This window comes from Paenibacillus sp. 2TAF8 (assembly GCF_052114825.1).
Classification (GTDB): Bacteria; Bacillota; Bacilli; order Paenibacillales; family Paenibacillaceae; genus Paenibacillus.
Map to the genome: position 1 here is coordinate 74,738 of NZ_JBFRFN010000021.1, position 21,574 is coordinate 96,311.

At 49.3% G+C, this 21,574-nt stretch carries 18 protein-coding genes; all 18 read right to left on the reverse strand.

Annotation, left to right across the window (positions count from 1 at the left end; all coding sequences use genetic code 11):
• Positions 1-39: 39 nt before the first annotated feature.
• Positions 40-792, reverse strand: a complete 753-nt coding sequence (locus tag AB4Z30_RS24110; protein ID WP_441929972.1) for an ABC transporter ATP-binding protein — start codon at positions 790-792, stop codon at positions 40-42.
• The gene (gene cntD, locus AB4Z30_RS24115) at positions 793-1,602 is read right to left on the reverse strand and encodes a staphylopine uptake ABC transporter ATP-binding protein CntD (RefSeq protein WP_441929973.1); all 810 of its coding nucleotides are present in this window, start codon (positions 1,600-1,602) and stop codon (positions 793-795) included.
• Positions 1,583-2,479 (reverse strand): staphylopine uptake ABC transporter permease subunit CntC, encoded by an 897-nt coding sequence (gene cntC, locus AB4Z30_RS24120; protein WP_441929974.1) that lies wholly within the window; start codon positions 2,477-2,479, stop codon positions 1,583-1,585. Before cntC ends, cntD begins: the two co-directional genes overlap by 20 nt.
• On the reverse strand, positions 2,479-3,411 hold the full coding sequence (gene opp1B, locus AB4Z30_RS24125; RefSeq protein WP_441929975.1) for a nickel/cobalt ABC transporter permease: 933 nt from the start codon (positions 3,409-3,411) through the stop codon (positions 2,479-2,481). Before opp1B ends, cntC begins: the two co-directional genes overlap by 1 nt.
• A 13-nt stretch (positions 3,412-3,424) precedes the next feature.
• On the reverse strand, positions 3,425-5,080 hold the full coding sequence (cntA, locus tag AB4Z30_RS24130; RefSeq protein ID WP_441929976.1) for a staphylopine-dependent metal ABC transporter substrate-binding lipoprotein: 1,656 nt from the start codon (positions 5,078-5,080) through the stop codon (positions 3,425-3,427).
• Positions 5,081-5,162: 82 nt separating this feature from the next.
• Positions 5,163-6,455, reverse strand: coding sequence for an opine metallophore biosynthesis dehydrogenase (locus tag AB4Z30_RS24135; protein ID WP_441929977.1), 1,293 nt, complete (start codon positions 6,453-6,455; stop codon positions 5,163-5,165).
• A 52-nt stretch (positions 6,456-6,507) separates the two neighbouring features.
• A complete protein-coding gene (locus AB4Z30_RS24140; protein ID WP_441929978.1) occupies positions 6,508-7,302 on the reverse strand; it encodes a nicotianamine synthase family protein in 795 nt (264 codons plus the stop codon).
• Between the two features lie 60 nt (positions 7,303-7,362).
• Positions 7,363-8,229, reverse strand: a complete 867-nt coding sequence (locus AB4Z30_RS24145) for a diaminopimelate epimerase (protein WP_441929979.1) — start codon at positions 8,227-8,229, stop codon at positions 7,363-7,365.
• Between the two features lie 532 nt (positions 8,230-8,761).
• The gene (locus AB4Z30_RS24150) at positions 8,762-10,045 is read right to left on the reverse strand and encodes an amidohydrolase (RefSeq protein ID WP_441929980.1); all 1,284 of its coding nucleotides are present in this window, start codon (positions 10,043-10,045) and stop codon (positions 8,762-8,764) included.
• A gap of 71 nt (positions 10,046-10,116) precedes the next feature.
• The gene (locus AB4Z30_RS24155; RefSeq protein ID WP_441929981.1) at positions 10,117-10,989 is read right to left on the reverse strand and encodes a LysR family transcriptional regulator; all 873 of its coding nucleotides are present in this window, start codon (positions 10,987-10,989) and stop codon (positions 10,117-10,119) included.
• A 44-nt stretch (positions 10,990-11,033) separates the two neighbouring features.
• Complete coding sequence (gene ssuE / locus AB4Z30_RS24160) at positions 11,034-11,582, reverse strand: NADPH-dependent FMN reductase (RefSeq protein ID WP_441929982.1); 549 nt, start codon at positions 11,580-11,582, stop codon at positions 11,034-11,036.
• Positions 11,583-11,607: 25 nt separating this feature from the next.
• Positions 11,608-12,549: an ABC transporter permease gene (locus AB4Z30_RS24165; RefSeq protein WP_441929983.1), complete on the reverse strand. Its 942-nt coding sequence runs from the start codon at positions 12,547-12,549 to the stop codon at positions 11,608-11,610.
• Between the two features lie 69 nt (positions 12,550-12,618).
• The gene (locus AB4Z30_RS24170) at positions 12,619-13,551 is read right to left on the reverse strand and encodes an ABC transporter permease (protein WP_441929984.1); all 933 of its coding nucleotides are present in this window, start codon (positions 13,549-13,551) and stop codon (positions 12,619-12,621) included.
• A gap of 78 nt (positions 13,552-13,629) precedes the next feature.
• Positions 13,630-15,279: an ABC transporter substrate-binding protein gene (locus AB4Z30_RS24175; protein WP_441929985.1), complete on the reverse strand. Its 1,650-nt coding sequence runs from the start codon at positions 15,277-15,279 to the stop codon at positions 13,630-13,632.
• A gap of 251 nt (positions 15,280-15,530) precedes the next feature.
• A complete protein-coding gene (locus tag AB4Z30_RS24180; protein ID WP_441929986.1) occupies positions 15,531-16,874 on the reverse strand; it encodes an LLM class flavin-dependent oxidoreductase in 1,344 nt (447 codons plus the stop codon).
• A 658-nt stretch (positions 16,875-17,532) separates the two neighbouring features.
• Positions 17,533-17,982 (reverse strand): hypothetical protein, encoded by a 450-nt coding sequence (locus tag AB4Z30_RS24185; RefSeq protein WP_441929987.1) that lies wholly within the window; start codon positions 17,980-17,982, stop codon positions 17,533-17,535.
• A 277-nt stretch (positions 17,983-18,259) separates the two neighbouring features.
• The gene (locus AB4Z30_RS24190; RefSeq protein ID WP_441929988.1) at positions 18,260-19,909 is read right to left on the reverse strand and encodes a glycosyltransferase family 2 protein; all 1,650 of its coding nucleotides are present in this window, start codon (positions 19,907-19,909) and stop codon (positions 18,260-18,262) included.
• A 64-nt stretch (positions 19,910-19,973) separates the two neighbouring features.
• The gene (locus AB4Z30_RS24195) at positions 19,974-20,810 is read right to left on the reverse strand and encodes a GT-D fold domain-containing protein (protein WP_441929989.1); all 837 of its coding nucleotides are present in this window, start codon (positions 20,808-20,810) and stop codon (positions 19,974-19,976) included.
• Positions 20,811-21,574 lie beyond the last annotated feature (764 nt).

The window sequence follows — 21,574 nt, forward strand, 5'->3', positions numbered from 1 at the left end:
CCCCCTTTCAATCACAACCGTCTCCCCTACTTCTCCACGCTATAGTGAAATGAGATGGCTCAACAATTGTTGAGCATAGTCGGACTGCACATGCCTTAACTGATCAACCGCAACCGTTTCTTCAATCTGGCCTTCTCTGAAAAAAACAAACCTGTCGCAGATATAGGCTGCCGCCTGAATGTCGTGCGTAATGAAGACATAACTCATCTTGTATAAGCTCTTCAACGATTTTAGCAATTGCAAAACCTGAATCTGAACCGACACATCCAGCGAGCTGACGGCTTCGTCCAACACAAGGTACTGCGGTTCCGTCGACACCGCTCTCGCGATGCAGACTCGTTGTGCTTCCCCACCGGACAGCTCATGCGGGTACTTGAGCCGGTATGATGAGTCCAGTCCAACTTGGGCAAGCAGTGTATCTACTTTTGCGTTAATCTGCTGTCCTTGTCCTGACTTTTGGAGTACCTTCATCGGCTCCATAATCGCATCCTGCACCGTAAGAAACGGATTGATGGAGGAGGTATAGTTTTGAAAAACCGCGCTGATGCGGCCCATCCGTACTCGCCGATCCTTCACATCTTCTCCATCCAGCCGGATAGCACCTCGATCCGGGCTTTCCAGTCCAAGCATCAACCGACCTAAAGTGGATTTGCCGCTGCCGCTTTCACCAATAATGCCGAGGCATTCACCATGCCGGCATTCCAAGGTCACCTTTTTCAACACCTGCTGCCGACGCTTCGAGAACAGTCCGCCTTGGACATATGATTTCTCAACCTGCTCTACCGTTAGCATCTATGATTCCCCCTGCATCAATGCTTTGAAATGATTGCTCAACTCCAGTCGGGTAGATACGAGATAGCGGGTATACGCATGTGCAGGCTCCTGCAAAACAGACAGTATGCTGCCCTGCTCCACAATCTTGCCGTCTTTCATGACCATAACATCATCCGCAATTTTCTGCACAACGCCGAGATCATGTGAGATAAAGATCATGGAGCACCCCATACGTTCACGCAGCTGAATCAGCTGCTCCAGCACTTCGTATTGGGAGATCGTGTCCAGCGCCGTGGTTGGCTCATCCGCAATAATCAGATCCGGTTCCAGCACAAGAGCGAGTGCAATCATGATTCGTTGCAACATGCCGCCAGACAACTGATGGGGATATTTGTTCAGGATGTCCATCGGATTTCGGAGCATGACACTTTCCATTGCGAGCCGCATTCTTTGCTCCAGCTCACGGGTGTTCCAGCGATAATGCGTCTGCAACGTCTCCCGGATATGTACACCGACCACACACGAAGGATCAAATGCACTCATCCCATGCTGCAAAATCATACACAGTCGCTTGCCTCTTCTACGCTGCATCTCTTGTTCCGAAAGTTGGTTCAGGTCCTCGCCCCGAAACAGCATCTTTCCCGATTGGCGCATATTGGGCTTATTCAGCCGCATCAGCGCTCTGCATGTGACCGATTTTCCGCTTCCGCTCTCCCCGACAATCGCCATGCAGCTCCCCTGCCGCACCGTAAATGAACTGTCATGAATAATGGCCTGATCTGTATGCGTATCCCATACTTTCAGATGCTCAACCTCGACTATATTCATAGGCTGCCTGTCTCACCTCTCTTTCACGAGATTTATCCGGATTGCCTGGAGAGGTCATTAATTTCGGGTCCAACGCCACCTGAAGTGCATCTGATAAAAAGTTAAAAGCCGATACCACCACAACAATCGCAAGCCCCGGCGCAAGCATCAGTTCAGGTCTGGAGAACATGACTTCTCTCGCCTCATTCAACATCATGCCCCACTCCGCATGGGGCGCCTGAATGCCCAGTCCCAGAAAGGATAGCCCCGACACCTGCAGCATCATGGAACACATCGCGCCACTGGAAATCACGGCGATATCGGCAAACGTTACTGGAATGATGTGACGTATAATGATGGTTAGGCTCGGTATACCCGAAGCTTTGGCGAATTTCACATAGTCCATGTCAGAGAATTGCATCACGGATGTACGAATGACACGCGCAAACCAGGCCCATTTTATACAGACAAACGCGATCAGAATATTTTCAAGCCCCGCCCCCAAAATACCAACCACCGCCAGAGTCATCACATATCCGGGAAAAGACAGCATAATGTCACAGATTCGCATCAACCACGCATCCACTTTACCTTTGAAATACCCTGCGACAAATCCTGCAGCCGCACCAACCAGTACAGAAAAAGCGAGTGCCGCCAGCACCCATAGCACACTCGGACGGATACCGTAGATCATTCGGGATAAGACGCATCGACCAAGGTGATCATTGCCTAACAGATAGGGCCAGGAAGGTGAGGCATAGCGCAGTTTCATGTTGACGGCTCCAGGGTCATGAGGTGCAACGAGAGGCGCACAGATGCCCAGAGCAATGGTCACGACAATAACGACAAGAGAGGTCACGGCAAGTTTATCACGCTTCAGATTTTTGAATAGTCGCATCAGATTTCCTTTCTTAAACGAGGATTCAGCGCTGCATTGATCATGTCCGAAAGCATGTTAAATAACACAAACGTTACTGCCAAAATAAGCACATACGCCTGAATGATCGGAAAATCCCGGCTCAGAATCGACTTTACACTCAGCCGGCCAAGACCCGGCCATGCAAATACATTTTCAATGACAACCGTGCTGCCTAGTACTATCGGAATCGCCATGCAGAAGATCGACACCGCGACTTGCAAGGAGTTACGCAGTATGTGCAGCATGACCTTCCGCTCGCTAATGCCGCTCGCGCGGGCATATAACACATAATCCTCATTCATGTTGCTCAGCATTGCACTGCGTACCGTTCGAAAATAAATGCCCGTATAACTGACCGTGATCACCAGCACAGGCAGAATGTAGCTGCGATAAGAGTCCATGCCACTGGTCGGCAGCAGGTCTAGTTTCACCGAAAAATACCAGATCAGGATGGCCGCAAGCCAATAAGACGGCATCGCTGTCAGGAAAAAGGACACACCTCTAACGGATTGATCCAGCAGCTTCCCTTCGTTCAAGGCACAGAGCACGCCAAGCCCTATGGATAACAGGATGATGAAGACGGATGATACGAGCGTAAGCTTTAACGTGTTCAGTAAAGCCGGCCCGATTAAAGACCACACCGACTCACCGGACACATAAGAATATCCAAAGTCAAACTGCACAACGGCCGCCATCCAGTCCATATAACGAACGAGGAAAGGCTGGTTAAAACCCAGCGCTTCATTCGTTTGAGCGATCAGTTCATCGGTGATCTGCGGTACATCCTGTGCCTGCAGCACAACGACTGCCGGGTCGAGTGGGGAGAGATTGATCAACAGAAATGTAATCAAAGAAATAACAATTAGTAAAGGGATGGTCAGCAGCAGTCGTTTGGCAATATAACTCCCCATAGCCCTCTCCCCTCTACTCGAATTTCATCTTCTCAAACGGCAATTCATACTGTGTCTGTTTAAAGGTAATCCCTTGCAGACGTGTCGGAGCAACAACGGTGACACGCCCGTTCGTAAGCGGGATGAACACCGCTTCATCATGTACGATGTTTAAAATATCCGCATAAAGTGCTTTTCTCGATTCTCCATGATGAAGCTCCGTTGTTGAGTCATCGTCGGTTGAACTCATCACCTGATCAATCTTCCGGTACAGTTCATCCGCTTCAGCAATGCCACTTGTCGTATGTTTGTATGCTGAATCCGATGTGAACGCGGCGATGGTGCTCTGCGGGTCATACGCAAGTCCCCAGGTCTGGTTGAACAACAGATCATATTCCCCCGTCGCTCTTCGGTTCGCAATGGAAGAGGACTCTTCGCCTGTCAGATCCAGTTCCATACCGATCTCTTTCATCGCATATTGGATGAACTCCGCCTGCATTTTCTGAGAGGACGAGTTGCTGTCATAATACAGTTTCATAACTAAGGGTTGGCCGTTCTTCGCACGTACGGTTTTGCCCTCTGCCAAAGTCCAGCCCGCCTGATCCAGTAGACGTTTGGCTTCTTCCGGATCATACGTTCGAACATTCAAGTCGACGTTGGCGTAGTTCACATTGGATGAAAATAAAGTATTGGCTGCCGTCTGTGTGCCATTAAAAATATCCTTGCTGATCGTCTCCCGATCGATACCGATCCATAACGCCTCCCGCACAGCTTTTTCATGAACCGGGCTGTTCTGCTTGCTGCTATTCGCGACAATCATCGCCGTATTCATCGCATCACTTCGCACCACCTGATATTCGCCGGATGCTGCCAGCTGATCCATCGCTTCTACGTCAATGCTGTCTGCACCGCGGTCATCCGTGAAGACAAAGTTGATTTCGCCTTTTTGCAGCGCCAAATATGTCGTTTCACCAGCGGGAAGCACTTTGGCCGTGATTTTCTGAATGGCAGGTTCACCGCCCCAGTATTCCGTATTGGCTTCAAAGGTGGCATTTTCTTCAACCTTATGCCCGGTCAACTTGTACGGCCCAGTTCCATGGAAACCGTTCACGCCGTCCTTGGTTCCACCGTTTTTGAAATCCTTTGGTGAGATAAAGACATATGGCCTGGTCATGGACAACTCCACGAGCGTCGGATAATAGGCATCTGACAGATCCAGCTCCACGGTGTATTCGTCCTTCACTTTGACATCCTTCAGCTTAGTGGAGAGCTTGATCCAGGCATGTTTCTCGGCATTGGCCTGAACCGCTTCGATATTCTGTTTGACCGCTTCGGCGTTAAAGGGCTCGCCGTCATGGAACTTCACCCCTTTGCGCAGATGAAAGGTATACGTTTTGCCGTCCTTGGAGATGTCCCATGATTCGGCCAGCAATGGTTTGATTCCCTCAGCCGTGTTCTCTACCAGAGATTCATACATCATGCCTTGCGCAGGCATCGAACCTGTGTACAAATGTGGGTTCATATCATTAATATCTTTGGCAGAAGCGTAGATGATTTCATTATTGACCTCGCTGTTTACTGATGCCGCTCGAGTATTCTCCTTGGCGGCATTCTGAGCACAGCCTGAAACCATCGCAATGACAGCGACCAGTGTTATTACCCGTATAAAAGTACGTCTTTTTCTCACCATAGTTCCCCCTGATAAACAAATAAAATTTAAATTAATCCTTTACACAAGACCACTCCTCGGTCAGAATAACCTCCGATCCCTGTTATCCCCTCAAGCCCGCGCAAATCATGCGAATATCCTGCCCAAACGACTGGATCACAAACGCAGTCGACAGACGCTGATCTGGATGTGTACGCGCCACTTCCTGAAGCTTAGCTTCATATGTGGCAATGAAACGATCTATCGTTGGACAATCAACTTTCACATGTCTCGCGATGCCCTGAATCATTTTGATGCGGTAGTAATCTTCCTTGGGCATTCTCGGTACATCGAGTTCACCCTCGCGGTTTATAAACATTCGGCGGAACGGCACGGCCGAGAAGTCAAAATATGTGCCAGCAGCATCCGGCTCCGAGAAGGGATCAATCAATAACGAGGCATACCGTATGTATAATAAAAACTCCTGATGGATGGCCTGTAACTGATCAAATTTCTCGATATCCTGACGTGATAAACTCTCTAATCGAACCGGATAATTGTCATCCGTCATAAACTGCAACAGGTTCACTCCCTGAATATGAAGTCTGTCTGTAATCTGCCGGATCTCCTGCCACTGTGACCGCATACTACAAATGAGCTTGGGTGTAATCGGCCCTTCGGGATAAAGCTTATAAACATATTTTTGAACACCTTGCTCACCAAAAATGGCCTCTAGCGAAAATTCGTTCATAAACAACGGTGGGTGTACGTACAGCGAAATATTCCTTGTTTCGGCTTCCAGTGGAGAAGACATGACGGCGAGTGAAATATGCAACCGCTGGAATAAATCTCTTAATTGCTGTACATAGGTTGAAGAGGGAACCGTGGAGCCAATGTACACCTTCCTTTTGACCCCCGTGGTGATCACTTCATTCGACGGTTGTTCATGCATCCAGCGAGTATCGCCCAGGTAGGTGGAAAAGCTGATGATTTCCGGGGAAGCATTTCGCTCAAGCAAATACTGACTCACCAGGAGACTGGAACCAAAGGTAGGGGAAACCAAAATAACGTATTTCAGTTGTTTAATGAACTCATCATTGATTTCTTGGAGTACATCGATATAAGCATCCGTGGTGACTGCCAATATTAGTGTATCCCACTCCCCTTCAAGGGTGTTGTATCCTTTAAATACTTGATCCACTGTACATCCCCCGGCGAAGGGTCGATGCTTCTCATTTTGAATCGTCACCTGAACCTGTTGCTGGCTCTGTTCCAGTGATGCAAAGAACGATGCTGACCGCACCGATTGCCTGCCCGCCATACCCACATGACAGCCCAGATGTATTTTCAAGATTACCGCAAGCTGAATGGACACAGGACCCGTGCCGCATAACAGAACTTTTTCAACGCCGTTCATACATACCTCCCTGTAAACAAATCATAGACCAAAGTACACTTCACTCGACGTCTTACGCCTTCTGATACAACGCGATATCGAACACATCATGCGGGCGTAGAATGTTATCTGCCAATCTCCATTTGTTGCCGTCCGTCTCTTTCATAGGATAATTAAACAGTGATTTCAACCCATTGCCATACCGCATAGCTACAACGACTTGTTCATTGGTCAATGCGTATAATTGATCGAGCAAGTCATACTTGTTAGCCACCGTGGAGCTGAAAATAATATGTGTCGCCTGCCTGGTATACGCCAGATCCTCCAGCAGTTGCTGCTCTAAACGAATGTTCAAGCCTGCCCCAAGCTTCTCCACCACTTTTCGCCCAAGCGTGATCGCCTCTGCATCGATATCAATGCCAACCACCTCGGCTCCGGTACGTTTAGCGATTAGTAAAGGGGTCATCGGAAATGAACCGGAACCCACCAGTAGCACTTTGGATTGAGGTGTCACCTGAAAGCTGCCAAACTCTTTGTCGATGCACTCTTCGATATTTTTAAAATAATCCGCAATCTGCACTTCTCCATCCTGCAGCTTCAATGCCCGATATTTCTCCATAATCGCGACGCACTGAGCGGACTTTTGTCTTAGAGCCTGAACTAGCGGATCAAGCTCCTGCAGTTCGGCTTGCCTCAACATCCCCCAAGCGATCTTGTGATCAGGGTCGGTCACAAACCATGCATACTCATTAATCACCGCTTCCAGTTCAGCGCTATGCTCAAGCGTCTGATCATATCTGACCGCAAGCTTGCCGAATTGTTCAACAAACACTCGAAGTCTCGTCTCAAAGTGCATTAACGTTATCAAAATCTCTCCTCCTGAACCTTGTTATGGTCAACCTCTTACATCTCAGTCTCAGGTATTCGCTCAGACCTCTACGACGCTCCTGCTCTGCTCCTGTAAGGTATCAATGAAAGCCGTGCCATAGGCAACAATACCAACAGTTCCCTCAATCGTAATGGCCTTCACTCCTTGGGCCTCCCACTGAGCGCTCACCTTAATTATACCTCCAGGTTGTTTGACCAACTGGGTGACTTCGCTCTGTCTAAGCCAGGCCTGATAAGCACCTACAGAGGCCGTACCTGATCCGCAACCTCTCTCCCAGATCAGACTGTCCAGCTGCGGGACATAAATAAGGGGCGCCATCTCTTTCGTAGCGGGGTGATATAACAAAACACCAATCATTTTATCTCCCATCGTGAGTCCCAGTAACCGTGCGAGATGTTCTGCCCTTCGCTTCATCAGGTCATCAACGTCCTGCACTTCAATCACGATGTGAATGAATTCGGCATACCGGACAATGACAATATCCAGCTCCATACCTTCAAACGTAATCTTCCGCCGCTCGATCTGATCGGGAACCGGCATCGTAACCCGGCAATCATACCGATGCTCTCGCCGCTTCACCTGACAGCTGATTAAGTGCTCTGTACCTGAAACATCCAGCTTGATATTCATAAACGCTTTCTTATCCAGCCCTGCTTCTGCTGCAATATGGGCTGCCAGTGCCATACAAGCATTGCCGCAAAACTCCCCTCCTGCCATCTCCAGACGGGCAACGGCTTCTGGCCTTCGTGGCTGCTTGATGAACCCGACTTGTTCAGCGTAAACGTGATCATAGGACATCAGGCTGGAAGCGATATCACTGTAATGTTCGGCTGCGTGATCCGTCCTTACCAGAAGGGTCATGTTCTGCGTCGGATTACATTTGATAAAATCAATCTCTTGTTTCATCGCGGCGGCGGCTCCTGTTCTTTAGACTCGAATTGAAGTTCTCCGTTGCTTGCTCTACATAAGTTAAACTAAGAAAGTTTACACGGAGCACTCCGATGACAGAATAACCTTCCCATCGCTGTTATCTCCAGATTTTTTTTGATTCCCTTTTCCAAAGGGAAAAATCCGATGATAAAGGCGACCGCTACGCTTTCTCAGGTTTTTTCTGTCCTCTCCGTTTCTGTGTAAATAAATAGGTCAACTTATGTATTTAATAGTAATAATTACGATTAAAGGACGAGAAAAATATAGCACACTCATTGGGGGTCGTCAACAAATATTTCCATCTATGCCTGTTGTACAACCCGATTTTACGCGTACACTCCGGTGTTAGAATAACTGAAAAGTCCCTGCGGATTCCCCGATTTTTGAAAATAAAACAAAACAGAGCTGACGACTAGCGCCAGCTCCGAAGCAAATGTTACAGATCGAGAACAAGAATACACTTTGAATTCAAATTAAACGTCTACTTTCTTTTCAACATCAGTGCCTTTTAAGCTTGCAGACGTTTCAAAGCCTGTTCAGCCAGCCCTGCCAGCAGGTATGCACCAATCGGTAGCGCCCGCTCATCTACATCAAAGCCCGGATGATGCCACTCGTGCGGTCCCGATGTCCCGAGAAAGAGAAACAGGCCCGGCACTTCTTTTTGATAAAAGGAAAAATCCTCTCCTGCCGGTGAAGGCAGCGGTCTGACATGATTTAACCCCAGCTCACGCACGACTTGTTCTGCATCCAATGCCAGCAATTCATCATTGACCACAGCAGGCGGCCCCTGAATCCAGCGTACCGTCGCCGTTGTGCCGTAGGCTGCAGCCACGCCAGCTACGACCTGATTGAAACGTTCCCGGATACGGGCGCGCACCTTCTCGTCAAACGTGCGTACTGTGCCGTCAAGTATCGCTTCCTCCGGGATGACATTCCAGGCCGTACCGCTGTTCATTTTCGTAACGCTGAGTACAGCACTCTCCTGAGCACCTACATTCCGGCTGACAATGGCCTGCAACGCGATGACGATATGTGAAGCAACCACAATTGGATCGATGCCAGCCTCGGGTACAGCCGCATGGGTGCCCACGCCCTGCACTTTAACGACAAATCCATCCGCTGCAGCCATCAATGCCCCTTCACGAATGCCCACTGTACCTACTTGCAGATCCGGTTTATTGTGCAAACCAAATATAGCCCGAACATCGGCGAATGCGCCGCTCTGGATGACTTGCCGTGCACCTATTGCCTTCTCCTCTGAAGGTTGAAAAATCAATCGCACTTTCCCGGGCAAACTGTATTCACGCTGCTTCAGCAACCGCGCAGCTCCAATCAAAATAGCGGTGTGCGCATCGTGCCCGCATGCATGCATTCGGCCCGCAATCTGCGATGCAAACTCCAGCTTGGTTTCCTCCTGAATAGGCAAGGCATCAATGTCCGCTCGCAGCGCAACGACAGGACCGTTTCCCCGCCCAACCTCAGCAACAAGCCCTGTCCGCAGTTTATACTCATCGGCAAGGTGAACACCTTCCTCTTCCAGCCAGTTGCGAATGGCTGCTGTCGTTTCCTTTTCCTCACCGGAAAGCTCCGGATTGCGATGTAGATGTCGCCGAATTCCGGTCAGATATGCCGCGAGCTCTTGCTCTTGCTCCGTATTCTGTACCCATGGCAGCACATGTTGGTCATCCAAAGTTTGCCCTGCTTCCTGCTGTAGCTCTCTCTGCTCAACTTGCTGTTGCTCTTCCTCCCGCTGTACAAGCTGCCCTTTCGTCTGCTCCAGATCACTTTTCATCGTATTCTGTGCCCTCCTTTCAAGCTTAATTTATCGGATATATAGCGGTGAGAACTGATTCACCTTTCCATCTACAATTGCCGCAGCAGTTCTCCAAAAGGCTCTGCAAATGGCGAATATTCTTCTTTTAAAGTCACCACACTGATCTGTAGTGATACACCTGCCACCTCATGGACTTGAATCGGGAACAGCTCCTGACGCTGTACCTCTTTCTTTACTGCTAACCCCGGGAGGAAAGCAATGCCCGCACCTTGCATGACCAGTTTTTTCGCTGTTTCCGAATTATCGACATGATATGTAATATCCGGCGGATACTCCAAGGAGTCGAAGGCTCGGTGAATCCGAAGCCAGTCCAGAGAGCCACATTCGAAAAAGACCAGCTGTTCATTCCGGATCGCCTCCATGCTGACATGTCCGCTTTCAATGAAAGGATGCCCTCTGTACACGTATAGCTGTATCGGATCTTCGTAAAAAGCAACGGTGCGGATTGAAGGGTGCATGACCTTGCGTACAAACGCCAGATCAATCTCTTGACCGAGCAGTTTGGCAATCAATTGATCCGTTGTGGCTGTTGTCAGTTTAATGTTGACTTCGGGGTACGACTCCTTGATTCGGGGCAGAAAATCGGGGATGACATAGTTGGACACTGACACAGTACTTCCGAGGCGCAATGCCTCAGGTGTCGTTCTCCGCTGCTGAATTTTCTGTTTGCCCTTCTGGATCACTTGCAGCACCTGCTGCGCATACGGCAAAAATTTGCGGCCTTCATCCGTCAGCACAATCTGCTTGCCTAGTCGGTCGAACAGCTTGCATCCCAGCTCTCTTTCCAGTGATTGAATACGTGCTGTCACCGAAGGCTGGGACAAGAAGAGTACTTCAGCCGCCTTATTGAAGCTTCCGTAATGATTGATATATACAAACGCTTCAATGTTTTCAACATTCATAGGCGCCTCCGCATCATCTTATTTCCCTATAAAATTACTTGGTTTTAGGATATCGTAATACCATCCTTTTCCAGTGTCAATCTTAATTCTTCCAGAGACCGATCTAAACGTGCAGTAATATCTGCTGCAAGTGTAAATGTTCCGTCCTCATTGCGTTCAATCGCTTGATCCACCGCGTATACGCCGCCAAGAATATGGCGCCCGCCGAGTGCTGTAAGCACAGGCTTCAATGCATAATCAATGGCAAGCAAATGTGCAATCGAACCGCCAATAACCAGGGGGAGGGTTACCTTATCCCGTAGTCCTTCTTGTGGAATCAGGTCAAGAAACAGCTTGAGTACCCCCGAATAAGCTGCCTTATATACAGGAGTAGCCACAATAACGGCATCCGCTGCATCGACAATGGCAAGTGCATCCTGAATGGCCGGACTGTCGAACTTGGCCTGCACCAGATCTTCAGCCGGCAAATCGGTTACCTGTATCACTTCAACGGAAATGCCTGCCTTGCTTAACGTATGGTTACTATAATCCGTGAGTCCCGTCAACCTTGAACGCTTGGACGGTGTTCCGGCGATAATGACAACATGTGACATGTTATTTTCCTCCTTGGAATAGCGGTCAAGCCGCTCCTTTTACTTTTGGATCGAGTCGATCGCGAATTTCGTCCCCAATCAGATTTACAGCCAAGACAAACAATGTAATGGCCAGACCCGGGAATGTGCAAATCCACCAAGCTACGGTCAAATAACCTCTACCTTGGGACAGCAGTGCACCCCAATCCGGAATTTCTTTCAGTACTCCGAGCCCGAGGAAACTGAGTCCAGACCCCGTCAGGATGGATGTACCTACACCCAGCGTTGCCATCACGAGTAGCGGAGACAAGGAATGTGGCAGCACATGTTTCCAGAAAATGCGGGCATTGGAACCACCTAGTGAACGTGTGGCTGTAATGAAGGGGAGATTTTTGACGGACATCACCTGACCGCGCATCACCCTTGCATAACCTGGTATCGAAGCTACTGCAACAGCCAGGGCAATATTCAGCAGTCCTGGCCCAAGCGCCGCAGCAACAGACAGGGCGAGTAATACACCCGGTACGGCCATGAGAATATCCACCGCCCGCATCGTTATCGTATCAACCAGTCCTCCCGCATATCCCGCAAGGATGCCAAGAGCACTGCCGACGAGACCGCCAACAAGCACGGAAGCAAAACCAATCAGCAAGGAGTCCCTGCTGCCATGCACAACCACACTGAAGATGTCCCGGCCGAAATAATCTGTACCGAACAGGTGTGCAACAGAAGGAGCCTGTAGAATGGCATCCGTCATCATCTGTGTTGGATCATAAGGCGCAATCCAGCCAGGCACGATGGCACAGGCCACAGTGAAGATGACGATGAGCAGGGCGGTATACAAAAACAATTGCGATACTGCGGATGAAACGCGGCGCTGCCAAGACAGGCGATTCCACCTCCACAGGCGTGCTTTTCCTACACTTCCTGCACTTGCTGCGCTTCCTGTCCATGCCTTTTTGTCACCAGCCAAAGGTTTCATATTCATATCTATTAACGCCTCCTTCCCTGCTGCTTCACATGCTGCATCCTCCTGATACGATGTTTCTGATCTATATCATGTACGGACCTCCCGCCGAACCCGAGGATCAATGTAGGAATACGAGATGTCTACAAGCAAATTCAACACGACATAGATGATGGATGTAAAAAACACAACACCCTGCACCACCGGCAGATCCTTCGCCATCAGCGCATCGGCAATAATACGACCGATCCCCTGTCTGGAGAATACGGTCTCTACCACTACCGTTCCTGCCAGCAAATCCCCTATCAACATACCAATGACCGTTACGGCGGGGATCAACGCATTACGGAGCGCATGACCATACATGATGGCACGTTCAGATAATCCTTTGGCTCGTAAAGCAATAATAAACGGTTCGTTAATCACTTCAAGCATGCTGTTACGCACCATCCGCAAAATAAATCCTGCTCCGACAAGTCCGAGCGTAGCTGCCGGAAGCACCAATGAACTGAATCCATCCGAACCCATCGCCGGGAACCAGCCGAGTTGCACGGAAAACAACAGAATAAGCAGAATGCCGGTCCAGAACGTTGGCATCGAGATGCCGAACAATCCAACGAGCCGAGCCAAAACATCAATTACACCATTCCGATGAATGGCTGACAGAACGCCAAGTGTAATTCCGATCGTGATGGCAATCAGTGAGCTGAGTGCCGTTAATGCCAGCGTTGCCGGGAAATGCTCCACAATTTTCGGCAATACCGGATCGGAGTTGACCATGGATTGACCAAAATCCCCGCGTAACATATCGCCAAAATAGTTCGCAAACTGGATATAAAATGGTTGATCCAGCCCAAGCTGTGCCCGGAGATTTGCAATCATCTCCGGAGTAGCCGAGGACGGGTCCAGCATAAGCAGCACCGGATCACCCGGCAGAAGATACATGATGCAGTACACCAGCACCGAAGCTCCAAATATAACGAGAAGCGAAGTTGCTAGCCGTGACAAGATCAGTTGAATCATACCGGGATGGCTCCTTTCTGAATCCGCAACAGGCTGTATGCCTTGTTGGAATGATGAGACTGGATAACCTAACGTGCACTATGGCTGAATACGTACATCATTAAAGAGTGGATAACCGAGTGAATCAAACTTAATACCTTCAACGTTTTTGGATGCAGCCACGGTATACGGAAATACGTAGATTGGCAAAATAACCGCCTGTTCAATGAGATATTTCTGAATCTGACTGTAGATGTCTACCCTTTTCGCCGAATCGGTCTCTACCGCTCCCTGCTCCAGAAGTTGATCGATCTTTGGATCAGATAAACCGGATAATGTCGGACGTTCCCCTTCCGCACTGGTGTGATAGAAGGCATACAAGGCATTCGGATCGGAGTTGACCTGGCTGTTGCCGTATAGATCATAATCCCAGTTCTGATAGATCACGGTAGCAATGTCTTTGGTAATCACCACTTCTACCGCAATGCCCAGCGGTTTCAGCTGTTGCTGGATGATTGCAGCAATGTCATTGCGTTTCTCCCGGTTAGGGGAGCCATCTACATAACGCAGGGTCAGCTTCTTCCCGTCTTTGACACGAATTCCGTCAGCCCCCTTAACCCAGCCCTGCTCATCCAGTAGCTGGTTTGCGTGGTTGATATCCGGGGTGATGCTTCCTTCAAGCGCTTTGTCATAGCCGAGAATGCCTGGAGACAATGCAGACCATGCACGTTCGTAGTTACCCAGATACAAGGTTTTCACAATGGACTCCACGTCTACAGCGGATTGTACCGCTTGCCTTACTTTTACATCATCCCAAGGTGCCTTGCGCAGATTGAAAAAGAGGGTATACGGCAGTCCAACGGTGTTGGCTTGCAACAATTGCTGGTTCGGATCACTTTTCAGCGCAGCGATATTTTGTGGTGGTACAGTCTCTGCGGCAAGCACCTGCTTACTCTGCACACTTCCGATGCGTGTTGCTTCTTCCGGTACAATCTTAAACGTGATCGTATCGATATGAGGAGTGCCTTTGTTTTCGACCGTATCCGGGCCCCAGTTGTAATCCTTGTTTTTGGCTACAACGATATCCGCATTTTCATCCCATTTCACAAAGGTATACGGGCCTGTGCCTACCGGATTTTTGCCCAGTTGATCCCCATATTTCTTCGCAGCGGTTGGAGATACGATTCCAAGTAATGCCTGACTTAGGTTACCGAGAAATGCTTGCGAAGGAGAATCCAGATTTACCTTAATCGTATATTCATCAATGACCTCCGAGGAGCTATAGGGTCTAATCAGGGCAAGGGAGTTGGCAGCTTTGGTGGCCGGATCAATCACCCGATCCAGATTGTACTTCACCGCTTCGGCGTTAAACGGGGTTCCGTCATGGAACTTCACGTCTTCACGCAGCTTGAACGTATAACTTTTGCCGTCCTTCGATACACTCCATTCCTTGGCAAGCCAAGGTTTGATGGAACCATCGGGCAGCTGCACCACCAGATTGTCGTAGATCGTGCGAATCGCTCGTACAGCTACCGCAAGACCGCTACGATGAGGGTCGAGCGTATCCGGTGAAGTCGCCAGCGCAAAGGTGAGGTTACCCCCTTCTGCATTACCAGCCTGACCCCCACCGGCAGAAGCCTGTGCCGCACCGCTGGTTTTGCCCCCTGTTGCTGCTCCGCATCCGGACAAAACCATCACCAATGCTACTGCCAATGCCACCATTTTTGTCCATGAGATAGACCTGTTCATATATCGCTTCCCCCTCTGTGTATACAGGTGTCATTAATGTGCTACGGTATGCAGATTGTATATACTTAATATTTCCCATGAGAAAAGTAGGTTTTAAGATAAAAATGACTCATTAACTTTATCAACTTTATTAGCCCTGTGATCCAGATGTATTTGTATTTCATTTTACGCAGATTAGATATATCGCATCTTTAATAGCATTAATGAAATCGATTGAATGATGTTCGATTTAGAGAACATTCGGCATTCGGTTAGATAACGTTCGACTCTTCCTGTGTTCTCGCTGCTGTATAACGGTTTACAGGCACCTGAACACCCAAATTGCCACGCAGCGTATCATGCTCATAGTCCGTACGATAGATACCGCGTCCTTGTAGAATTGGCACCACCAACTCCACAAAGTCGGACAATCCGCTAGGCAACTCCGAAGCAATGATGAATCCGTCTGCCGCTTCCGCCTCGAACCATTCTTGGACTTTGTCTGCTACCTGCTCTGGTGTGCCCAAGAATTGACTCCGTGGTGTTGCCGCCCGTAAAGCAACTTCGCGCAGCGTTAACCCCTGTTCTTTGGCATCTTTTTTAATCTTGTCTGTTCCACTGCGGAAGCTGTTGCTGCCTATGCCATCCAGTTCAGGGAACGGTTCATCCAGCGGATATTGGGAGAAATCATGATGCTCGAAGAAACGTCCCAAGTAGTCCAATGCTTTATCAATGGTTACAAGACTAGCGATCTCCTGATATTTCTGTTCCGCTTCCTCTGCCGTTCGTCCCACAATCGGATTAATGCCTGGCAAAATAACAATATCTTGTGCTGAACGCCCATAAGCTGCTGCCCGTGTTTTGACGTCCTTATAAAATGCCTTTGCATCTTCTATATTATCGTGTCCAGTGAATACCGCATCCGCTTCCTGTGCCGCCAGCGTTTTGCCATCCTCCGAAGAACCTGCCTGGAAAATAACCGGCTGTCCCTGCCGTGAACGAGCAATATTCAATGGCCCCTGTACAGAGAAGAACTCCCCTTCATGGTTCAGGGTGTGCAGTTTGGATGGATCGAAGAACACACCGCTCTCCTTGTCTCTTACAAATGCATCGTCTTCCCAAGAATCCCACAATCCTTTGGTCACTTGTAAATATTCCTTAGCAATACGATAACGCTCCGGATGGGTTGGATGATGACTTTTGCTGTAATTTTTTGCGGTACCTTCCAAGGGGGAGGTCACCACGTTCCAGCCTGCACGACCGTCACTGATCAGATCAAGCGAACCGAACTGTCTGGCGACTGTAAATGGATCACTGTAGGATGTGGAGAGTGTGCCCACAAGACCAATGCGTGAAGTTACCGCAGCAAGAGCGGAAAGAATGCTGATCGGCTCAAAGCGATTCAGGAAGTGAGGAATGGATTTTTCCGTAATATACAGGCCGTCTGCAATGAATACCAGATCAAACTTGCCTTCTTCTGCCTTCAGCGCCTGACGTTTGTAAAATCCAAAGTTTACGCTCGCATCAGACAAAACCTCCGGATGTCTCCAGGTTGTGTTGCTTCCCCCAACGCCATGAATGATGGCTCCAAACTTCAAACTCCGTTTTGCTGTCATGTGTACTCCGCCTTCCCTGAAATAAGGTGATTTGATGGAACAAGAATGTAGCGTATCTAAATCAATGAGCAAACAGCTTAAAACTTAAAAATTGATTATTCCTATGAGTTTGGTTTGTTTTAATTTCACACAGCTTATCACTGCCCGGTAAACCGGTCAACCGTGCTTCTAATAGATTTTTTCTATAACGTTATCAGAAGTGTAAATAAGGGGACACCCATACCGTCCATGTAAAATAATGCTAATATGTCCTACTGATTTAGCATTGGCAGAGTTAGACTTATTCCGTTCAGACAGTAGCAATCTCATCCTGCTGTAACAGAAGTTTAGCCACCTTTTCTAGATCAGGCACCAGTAAAGCTTCAAATTTGCCGTCCCGCCTACACCACTTTTTTGGATGATGACATCGACATAGCTCCTGAGTTTCATGATTTTGATCCAAGAGATTAGACAACCTAGACATACCAGATCAGTTTAAACCTCTAATTCCCATATGTTAAATAAGGATTATGGCTATAAATGTACTCCCGACCCTTTGCATCGTCAATGGTTCTGCTAATAGAACAATCCTATAACAAAATAGAAAAAATAAATTTAAATTTTGAGTTATACGTTCAGGATCATTTTTGATTCAAAAAAAAGGAGTGAGTTTAAAAACTCACTCCAATGCTTTTAACTTCTCCTCAATCATCTTGGCTGCTTCTAAATTTGTTGCAGGAGAAATTATGACTAAGCCTTCATTCTCATATTTTTCATTCGTTAATTTCATGTATAGTTCAGGTTCTGTAATAATAATTGCAAATTGCTTAGCCTGTTTATCTATATAAATATCTCCTAAAACTGTTCGCTCTGGGCCTTCATAAGATATTAGTAAAGATTTATGCATGAAGAGTACCTTCTTGAAAGCAATATCATTGATAGATAAAGCTCCCTCGAAAGTATTCTCATTCCTGTTAAAGATTCCATTTAAACTTACTTTTACTTCACTAGCGAGCTCGGAGTTTTCGCTAAACATGTAGGATGGTGATTTAATATCTATATTTTCGTGAGTATTACACCCCGAAAGAATGAATAAGATTAGAAAATTAATAAAAAGCGCTCTTTTCATTTTTCAGCCTCCAAACTTGTTAACATGGGGTACCTACAGCCCCCTGGAAGTGAGTTAAACCTTCAACTTTAAATATGTATTTACAGGTATACTATGCTTCTGTAACTTCCACCACTTCATTACTCCTGCCTATCATCACTTAATTAAATAGCCCTTGTGGAAAGACCTCATGCGGAATAAACAGATCCGTGCTCACGTTCAGCCTAAAAGCTGCGTAGCGTGCAGTATTGTTCATTCCGCATGTTTACATGTTGCTCCAGACCACGAACGATGGTCATCACAAATTTTCGTTCAGCAACTGGGGGGGAGCAATAATCGGGCATGCTTCCGGGATCATATGGAGCTGTTCGGTCGATATTTGTTGCACATGTCTGGAACGTATACCCCAACGTTCCGCTGCATAGGTGGACACAAACTTTCTGCGCCGGCCTTCGGTGACCAAATACCAACCTTCAGGTGCCTCAGCAGTAGCTACAATACTTGTATCTGTATACGGCACGCCTGGATCAGAAGTGGTTACAGCAAGAGGAGGATCAGATTCATGCGATCCGTTCCATATGTCCCCGGCGGACACCAGCGGTTCACCCTCAGGTATGCCTAGCAGATCAGGTTTGGCTACCAGCACCGGCGAGATGCCACGCGGAACCGGAATGTTCAGCTTATGGCGCTGACCACCTCTTAGTACATAGACATCCCCCTTAAGATCAACAAGGAATGCACCTTCAGGATAGAAATCACTGCTTCGTCTGAACGGTGATGTTACATGACTTTTTTCATAAGAGGAACCGGCAGCCTGCTGACGTAGATCCCCTTTTGCTGCTGAAGATACGTTTGCTTGAGATCGAGTTTGAGTGTCTGCATACTGAATCTGTGCCAGCCTGGAAGTTTCCGCGATGAGCGCTTGCGGATCTCCCCATTTTTGACTGTAAAATTGTTCATTGCCCTTATTCACGGTGTTAAAGTCCTGCTCTCCGAGCGCTTTCATGCTGACACTTCCAAAATGATGGATAAAGGCGTCACCTGCTACAGCAAGCCGGTATCCGAGCATTCGTACCCGAACAATCCAATCGTCATCCTCAAAATTGCCTACGGCGTAACCCTCATCAAGATAACCTGTGCGCTCAAACAAATCTCTGGAAAACAGCCAGCAGAATCCAACGAGCCGATCCGTCATCCGATGTTTCTCCGGGTCTGGACGGTTCTGACTGGCAGCGAAAGACCACATTTGCTCTACTTCGCGATAAGGCACTTCAATCTGTTGGTCTCCGCCGATGTAGTTGGTCACCGGACCCACGACACCAATCTGAGGATCACTGTTAAGACACGTCATCATATTTTCGAGCCAGCCCGGAGTAACCAGGGTATCATTGTTCAGCACAACGATATGCCGCCCTTTTGCCATCATCAGGCCCTGGTTGACTCCTCCGGCAAATCCTCGATTTTTCTCCAGTGCAGCTACCCTGACCATACCACCTTGGCGAAGCAGCGCCTCTGCTGTACCATCTTGAGAAGCATTGTCTACAACGATGATTTCATAAGGTGCCGGGGTATGTTTCTCAATGCTTGATACACATTGCAGCACATAACCCCGCTGATTGTAGGTAGGAATGATGATGCTGACCCCTTCAAAAACAATGCCGAATGAATTTTGCCCCTGACGAACCCCATCTTCGTAACCACGGTTATACCCCTGTTTGTATAACTTGTTGCTTCGAAGGATGCGTTTGCTTTTTGGGCCTTTCCGTAAGGAATGACGTCGTTTGCGACCACCGACTGCATGAAGAAGAACCTTAGTAGATGTTCCCGTACGTTGAGGATATGTGCCCGTTGATCGTGCTCCCTCTCTATTCTTAAACTGACTGCTCAGTTGCGAGCTGCTCTGATTATTTTTCCGTACACGATGAGGCTGTATTTCCGATTTCGTCATGTTGCTTCCTCCATTCCACTCGTGCCAGAAGCAGGCTTCCAGATATCCTGCCCCAGACGACTCACTAGAGTTGAAGCTCCCCTGTTACCAATTTGTCTGCCAAATGTCCAAAATCAAAAGCAACTTTGCCCAGTTCTCCGGCGATACGCCTGCATAGCACCACCGCTGGAATGCCCGCTGCGACCAGAGCGATATCAAAGGTGTACTCCGCTGTCAGTTGCATTACCCTCGGTATATCTGCCATGCCTGCTACAGCAGGGATGATACCTACGACCTGTATTCCATGCGGATGAAGCAAAGCCCCCAGCTCTGCCGCTCGGCTGCCGATAAGCAACACGCGCCGCCCTTGTAGCATTGGCAGCAGCAGACGAGACTGATGCAGACTGTAATTGATCGTGGAACTGGTCAATTTCAGGGTGGACCAGTCGATCCCGAAATGGCGCAGCACCGGGAATAAGAGTCCCTGAAACGTAGGTGCACGTGAGATGGGTACACCCACCCAGTCTGCACCCCGAATAGCTTCCGCAAGCATCGCGCGGATGTCCGGCGTGGAGCACGGCACCCCTGCATACGGCAGAAACGGTGCCAGCTCCTGCACTTCTGTAGCTGGCAGCACCGTATCCGCTGCCAGCGTAAGCAGTTCGCCATCTCCGAGGCGAACGACAGACAGGGGGCGCTGTGCATCCAGCGCCGCCATGATGTGACCAGCCATCTCATGAGGGCTGGTCAGCCGGGTCAGGCTGGGCGCATACTGGCGGAAGCCCGCCGCGATCAAATCTGCCGCCGCCACAGCGGGCAGAATATGATCCGGCGGGATGTGCTGCGCCACCAGCGCCTCGCCCCCGGCGAATACGCCGTCGCGGTAGCCCGCGGCGTAACCGCCGGGCCCTGCCGCCTGCACGGCATGCTCCGCAGCCGGCGGCGGCACGCCGTTGGCGCTGCCGGCACTCGCGGCAGCGCCTTCCCGCCCCGCGGGCAGGACGACACCCTGCGGGTGTGTCGTCTGGCGCGGGGCGGGGCCAGCACCGCTGGCAGGCATCGCCTGTGGCGAGCTTGCGTGCGGTGCTGGCTTGGGCGCACGGCGCATCGCCGTGCGCTGCTTGGCGCGGGCCGCGGCGCGCCGGCCCTGCGCGGAGGCGTGCCTGCGCTGAGCCGAGCCTTGGCGCAGGCGCCTCTGTGCTGCGCCAGCCAGCCTTGCCCGTCTGGCTCGGCCTGCCTTACCAGCTCTTATCCCGCCTCTGCCCCTGCCCGCTTTCCCCTTCTTTATCTCGCCTCCGGCGCTGCCCACTTTTCCCGCTTGGATCACATCTGTTGCTATGTCTGCCTTGCCCGTCCTTATCCCTTTTTCCACCCTACCTGTCTTGCCCACATTAAACATGTTTCCAGCTCTACCTGTCTTACTCAAACCCGACACCACTCCGGCCTGATCTGCCTTGCCTCTACTCTTGCTGCTCCTTGCTCTTGCTGCTGTACCTCCCACATGCCCCACTTCCCTGCATTATTCAATTGCACAGCTCTGCCTTCACACTTCACATCACCTGCATTACCTAGACCACTTCTGCTCCCTGCTCTCTGCTCTCACCGTACCTCTCACATTCCGCACTTCCCTAAACCTCTTCCCTTTCACCCTCTTGCCCGTGCGCCCTACAATGCTTCACACGCTTT

What these genes read in the sequence shown, in the direction of transcription:
- AB4Z30_RS24145 (WP_441929979.1), bottom strand. Translation starts at nt 8,229, where the DNA reads ATGAAACAAGAGATTGATTTTATCAAATGTAATCCGACGCAGAACATG.
- cntA (WP_441929976.1), bottom strand. Translation starts at nt 5,080, where the DNA reads ATGGTGAGAAAAAGACGTACTTTTATACGGGTAATAACACTGGTCGCT.
- AB4Z30_RS24170 (WP_441929984.1), bottom strand. Translation starts at nt 13,551, where the DNA reads ATGATTCAACTGATCTTGTCACGGCTAGCAACTTCGCTTCTCGTTATA.
- AB4Z30_RS24190 (WP_441929988.1), bottom strand. Translation starts at nt 19,909, where the DNA reads ATGACGAAATCGGAAATACAGCCTCATCGTGTACGGAAAAATAATCAG.
- cntD (WP_441929973.1), bottom strand. Translation starts at nt 1,602, where the DNA reads ATGAATATAGTCGAGGTTGAGCATCTGAAAGTATGGGATACGCATACA.
- AB4Z30_RS24175 (WP_441929985.1), bottom strand. Translation starts at nt 15,279, where the DNA reads ATGAACAGGTCTATCTCATGGACAAAAATGGTGGCATTGGCAGTAGCA.
- opp1B (WP_441929975.1), bottom strand. Translation starts at nt 3,411, where the DNA reads ATGGGGAGTTATATTGCCAAACGACTGCTGCTGACCATCCCTTTACTA.
- cntC (WP_441929974.1), bottom strand. Translation starts at nt 2,479, where the DNA reads ATGCGACTATTCAAAAATCTGAAGCGTGATAAACTTGCCGTGACCTCT.
- AB4Z30_RS24165 (WP_441929983.1), bottom strand. Translation starts at nt 12,549, where the DNA reads ATGAATATGAAACCTTTGGCTGGTGACAAAAAGGCATGGACAGGAAGC.
- AB4Z30_RS24150 (WP_441929980.1), bottom strand. Translation starts at nt 10,045, where the DNA reads ATGAAAAGTGATCTGGAGCAGACGAAAGGGCAGCTTGTACAGCGGGAG.
- AB4Z30_RS24185 (WP_441929987.1), bottom strand. Translation starts at nt 17,982, where the DNA reads ATGAAAAGAGCGCTTTTTATTAATTTTCTAATCTTATTCATTCTTTCG.
- ssuE (WP_441929982.1), bottom strand. Translation starts at nt 11,582, where the DNA reads ATGTCACATGTTGTCATTATCGCCGGAACACCGTCCAAGCGTTCAAGG.
- AB4Z30_RS24155 (WP_441929981.1), bottom strand. Translation starts at nt 10,989, where the DNA reads ATGAATGTTGAAAACATTGAAGCGTTTGTATATATCAATCATTACGGA.
- AB4Z30_RS24110 (WP_441929972.1), bottom strand. Translation starts at nt 792, where the DNA reads ATGCTAACGGTAGAGCAGGTTGAGAAATCATATGTCCAAGGCGGACTG.
- AB4Z30_RS24180 (WP_441929986.1), bottom strand. Translation starts at nt 16,874, where the DNA reads ATGACAGCAAAACGGAGTTTGAAGTTTGGAGCCATCATTCATGGCGTT.
- AB4Z30_RS24135 (WP_441929977.1), bottom strand. Translation starts at nt 6,455, where the DNA reads ATGAACGGCGTTGAAAAAGTTCTGTTATGCGGCACGGGTCCTGTGTCC.